The organism is Stenotrophomonas sp. S49, assembly GCF_016624905.1.
GTDB lineage: Bacteria > Pseudomonadota > Gammaproteobacteria > Xanthomonadales > Xanthomonadaceae > Stenotrophomonas.
Genome location: NZ_JACVUD010000157.1, coordinates 1 through 4,246 on the forward strand (window position 1 = coordinate 1; position 4,246 = coordinate 4,246).

Here is a 4,246-nt window from a genome sequence, read left to right on the forward strand (position 1 = left end):
GGCGGGGGCCCCCGCCCCCCCCCGCGCCCGCCCCCCCCCCCCCCCCCGGGGGGGGGCCTGGACCGGCGCGCTCCAGGTCAGTCGCGCGGGCGGGGCGGCGCCGGCAGATCGTCCTGCAGGCGCGGCTCGAAGGGATAGAACGCGGCGCCACCGGACGCGGCCGGGAAGCTGGCGTTGAAGGCGCCGCCGCCGGCCGGGGCCAGGCTGGACTTCGGCCAAGGCCGTGCCTGCAGGCTACCGACATCGCCGAAGGGCAGATGGCGCGTGTTGGCGGCTGGCACCGACGGCGCCAGCGGCACCGCAGCCATGGCAACGGCGCGCTGTGGCGCCTCGTCACGCTGGGCCACGCGTGCGGCCTGCTGGCTGCGGGTGGCACTGGCGCGGCGGGCATCCTGGCGGCGGCTGGCGGCCATGGCCACCGCCGGCACAGCGGCCACGGCCATCGCGGCGCTGTCCACCGACGCTTCGGTTACCGGTGCGGCAGCCGGCGCCAGTTCGGCCTGGCTGGCCACCACCTGGGGGGACGGGGCTTCGCCGGGTGCGGGGGTCTGCAGCTTTTCGCCGCCCATGAACAGGGCCACGGCGGCCACCGAGGCTGCCAGTGCGGCACCGCCGCCCCAGGCACGCCAGCCAGTGCGACGCACCTGCCGGCGCGGTTCGGCCACCGGCGCGGGTTCGGCGGCAATCGCTGCGGCCACGCGTTCACTGAAACCGGCCGGGGCCAGCAGCGAAGCCTGGCCACGCATCACATCGCCCAGCAGCTGCCAGCGTTCCTGGCAGCCGGCCAGTTCCGGATCATGTTCCATGCGGCGCAGCAGGAAGCGCGCCTCGTCGGCGCCCAGCTCGCCATCGACCAGGGCCGACAGCTGTTCGCGGTGGCGCTGGTCCAGGCGCTGCCCGGCCGGGGATTGGTGGTTCTGCGATTCGTTCAACGGGTTACTGGTCATACGCGGCTCTTCTCGCGGGTGGCGCTGCCGATGTCCAGCAGCGGCCGGAGTTCAGTGTCGATCGCCTCGCGCGCCCGGAAGATCCGCGAACGCACGGTGCCGATCGGGCACCCCATCTTCTGCGCGATTTCCTCGTAGCTCAGGCCTTCCACCTCGCGCAGGGTGATCGCCGACCGGAGTTCTTCCGGCAGCGCGTTGACGGCCTTCATCACCGTCTGTTCCAGTTCCTGGCGCATCAACTCGCGTTCGGGCGTGTCGGTGTCGCGCAGACGGGTGCCGCTGTCGAACTGCTCGGCATCACCGATGTCGATGTCATCGGTGGGCGGGCGTCGATTGTGTGAAGCCAGGTAGTTTTTGGCAGTGTTCACGGCGATCCGATGCAACCAGGTTGAGAACTGGGCGTCGCCGCGGAAGCTTCCTATGGCGCGATAGGCGCGCATGAAAGTGTCCTGGGCCACGTCCTGACATTCGCTCCAGTCGGCGATGTAGCGACCGACAAGGGCCACCACGCGATGCTGGTACTTGCGCACCAGGACATCGAACGCGGCGCTCTCGCCGTGCTGCACGCGCCGGACCAGTTCCAGGTCCAGCTCCTGTGGTGTTTCAACCTCGGCCATGAGGGGCCGCACTCCTGTCAGCCCAACCGACGTCGGGCAATGAGACTGCCAATCCCGGGAAAAGTTCAGTCGCCGATCACCCGGCGCCGCACCAGCTTTTAACCACCGTTCCGCTAGCGTCCGGTTCCACGGCCATGGATCCGGGGTCGCCTACCCCTCCTATTGGGATTTGACGCGGGGGAAACAACCTCTGGATCATAGCCGCTTCTCCATACACAACCGGATGGAACGTCCATGCTCTCAGGCTTCGATGGGCTCCGCTTCAGCCACTGGCACCCCGAAATCCGTGAAGACGGCGTGGTGGTCCTTACCCTGGATCGTCAGGACACCAGCGTCAACGCGATGTCGCAGGACGTGCTGCTGGAACTGGGCGACCTGCTCGAACGCATCGCCCTGGACCCGCCCAAGGGCGTGGTGATCCAGTCGGCGAAGAAGGCCGGCTTCATTGCCGGTGCCGACCTGAAGGAGTTCCAGGAATTCGACCGCCGCGGCACCGTGAACGATGCCATCCGCCGCGGCCAGTCCACCTACCAGAAGCTGGCCGAGCTGCCCTGCCCCACCGTGGCGGCCATCCATGGCCACTGCCTGGGCGGCGGTACCGAACTGGCGCTGGCCTGCCGCTACCGTGTGGCCTCCAATGACAGCAGCACCCGCATCGGCCTGCCGGAAACCCAACTGGGCATCTTCCCGGGCTGGGGCGGCAGCGCGCGACTGCCGCACCTGGTGGGTGCGCCGGCGGCGATGGACCTGATGCTGACCGGGCGCACCCTGTCGGCCTCGGCAGCGCGTGGCATCGGCCTGGTCGACAAGGTGGTGGCACCGGCCGTGGTGCTCGATACCGCCGTGGCGCTGGCACTGTCCGGCACCACCCGGCCGTTCAAGCAGCGCGCGACCGCGTGGGCGACCAATACCTGGCTGGCGCGCACGCTGCTGGCACCGCAGATGGTCAAGCAGGTGGCGCGCAAGGCGAAGAAGGACCAGTACCCGGCGCCGTATGCACTGATCAGCACCTGGCAGCGCAGCGGCGGCAAGCCGATCCAGGCACGCCTGGATGCCGAGCGCCGTGCGGTGGTGAAGCTGGCCAGCACGCCGACCGCGCGCAACCTGATCCGCATCTTCTTCCTGACCGAGCGCCTGAAGGGCCTGGGCAGCGGTGATTCCGGCATCCGCCACGTGCACGTGGTCGGTGCCGGCGTGATGGGTGGCGACATTGCCGCCTGGGCCGCCTACAAGGGCTTCGAGGTGACCCTGCAGGACCGCGAGCAGCGCTTCATCGACCCGGCCATGGAGCGCGCCCAGGCGCTGTTTGCCAAGAAGGTGCGCGATGAGAGCAAGCGCCCGGCGGTGGCCGCGCGACTGCGCGCCGACTTGGAGGGCAACGGCGTGGCCGAGGCCGATCTGGTGATCGAGGCCATCATCGAGAACCCCGAGGCCAAGCGTGCGCTGTACCAGACGCTGGAACCGAAGATGAAGCTGGACGCCCTGCTGACCACCAATACCTCGTCGATTCCGCTGGTGGAACTGCGCGACCACATCCAGCGCCCGGCGCAGTTTGCCGGCCTGCACTACTTCAACCCGGTGGCGCAGATGCCGCTGGTGGAAATCATCCACCACGACGGCATGGCACCGGAAACCGAGCGCCGCCTGGCTGCGTTCTGCAAGGCGCTGGGCAAGTTCCCGGTGCCGGTGGCCGGCAGCCCGGGCTTCCTGGTCAACCGCGTGCTGTTCCCGTACATGCTGGAAGCGGCCACCGCCTATGCCGAAGGCATTCCGGGCCCGGTGATCGACAAGGCGGCCGTGAAGTTCGGCATGCCGATGGGGCCGATCGAGCTGATCGATACCGTGGGCCTGGACGTGGCTGCCGGCGTGGGCCGTGAACTGGCCCCGTTCCTGGGCCTGCAGATTCCGGCGGCGCTGCAGACGGTAGAACCGGACAAGCGCGGCAAGAAGGACGGCCAGGGCGTCTACACCTGGGAAAACGGCAAGCCGAAGAAGCCGGACGTGGCCAGCAACTACCAGGCCCCGACCGATCTGGAAGACCGCCTGATCCTGCCGCTGTTGAACGAGGCGGTAGCCTGCCTGCACGAAGGCGTGGTGGCCGATGCGGACCTGCTGGATGCGGGTGTGATCTTCGGCACCGGTTTCGCCCCGTTCCGTGGCGGCCCGATCCAGCACATCCGCGCGGTTGGTGCCGATGCGATCGTCGAGCGGCTGAAGGCGCTGCAGCAGCGCCACGGCGACCGCTTCGCCCCGCGGCCGGGCTGGGACAACCCCGCCCTGCGCGAACCGGTGGTGTGAGTTGGTAGGCCGGGCCTGCGGCCCGGCACCCGCTCAATCAACGGCGACCGCGCGCGTAGAGTCGAGCTTGCTCGACTGCCTGCAGAGCCAAAGCCAAGGCCAAGGCCAAAGCCAGAGCAACAGCCGGCTCTGGCTTTTCTGTTTGTTGGGCGGGGCGGTGTGGGCTGGCAGGACACGCCGTAAACCCATCCATGAAGTGACCCCCTGACAGTTTCCCGGTGACGGTGGGTCAACCCCGATCCCGGTAGGTGTCGACCTTGGTCGACACGCTTGGTACACGCCATGCGTGGATACGAGCGAAGCGACCGGCGTTTGAATTTGATTTTCTTTTTTCTTTTCCGTGGCTGGACGCCCCGGGAAACCGTCAGGGGCTCACTTCATGGA

Annotated in this window: 3 protein-coding genes; 1 reads left to right on the top strand and 2 read right to left on the bottom strand. The window is 68.5% G+C overall.

Going from position 1 to position 4,246, the window contains the following annotated elements; genetic code table 11:
• Nucleotides 1-77: 77 nt before the first annotated feature.
• A complete protein-coding gene (locus IAE58_RS19685; protein WP_199934775.1) occupies nt 78-947 on the bottom strand; it encodes a sigma-E factor negative regulatory protein in 870 nt (289 codons plus the stop codon).
• A complete protein-coding gene (gene rpoE, locus IAE58_RS19690) occupies nt 944-1,564 on the bottom strand; it encodes an RNA polymerase sigma factor RpoE (protein WP_108750715.1) in 621 nt (206 codons plus the stop codon). Before rpoE ends, IAE58_RS19685 begins: the two co-directional genes overlap by 4 nt.
• Before the next feature lie 234 nt (nt 1,565-1,798).
• On the opposite strand from rpoE, the gene IAE58_RS19695 reads away from it, so the two are divergent.
• Nucleotides 1,799-3,862: a 3-hydroxyacyl-CoA dehydrogenase NAD-binding domain-containing protein gene (locus IAE58_RS19695; protein ID WP_199934774.1), complete on the top strand. Its 2,064-nt coding sequence runs from the start codon at nt 1,799-1,801 to the stop codon at nt 3,860-3,862.
• The last annotated feature ends 384 nt before the right edge of the window (nt 3,863-4,246 follow it).

Coding starts and splice junctions, on each gene's coding strand:
- IAE58_RS19685 (WP_199934775.1), bottom strand. CDS start 947: ATGACCAGTAACCCGTTGAACGAATCGCAGAACCACCAATCCCCGGCC.
- rpoE (WP_108750715.1), bottom strand. CDS start 1,564: ATGGCCGAGGTTGAAACACCACAGGAGCTGGACCTGGAACTGGTCCGG.
- IAE58_RS19695 (WP_199934774.1), top strand. CDS start 1,799: ATGCTCTCAGGCTTCGATGGGCTCCGCTTCAGCCACTGGCACCCCGAA.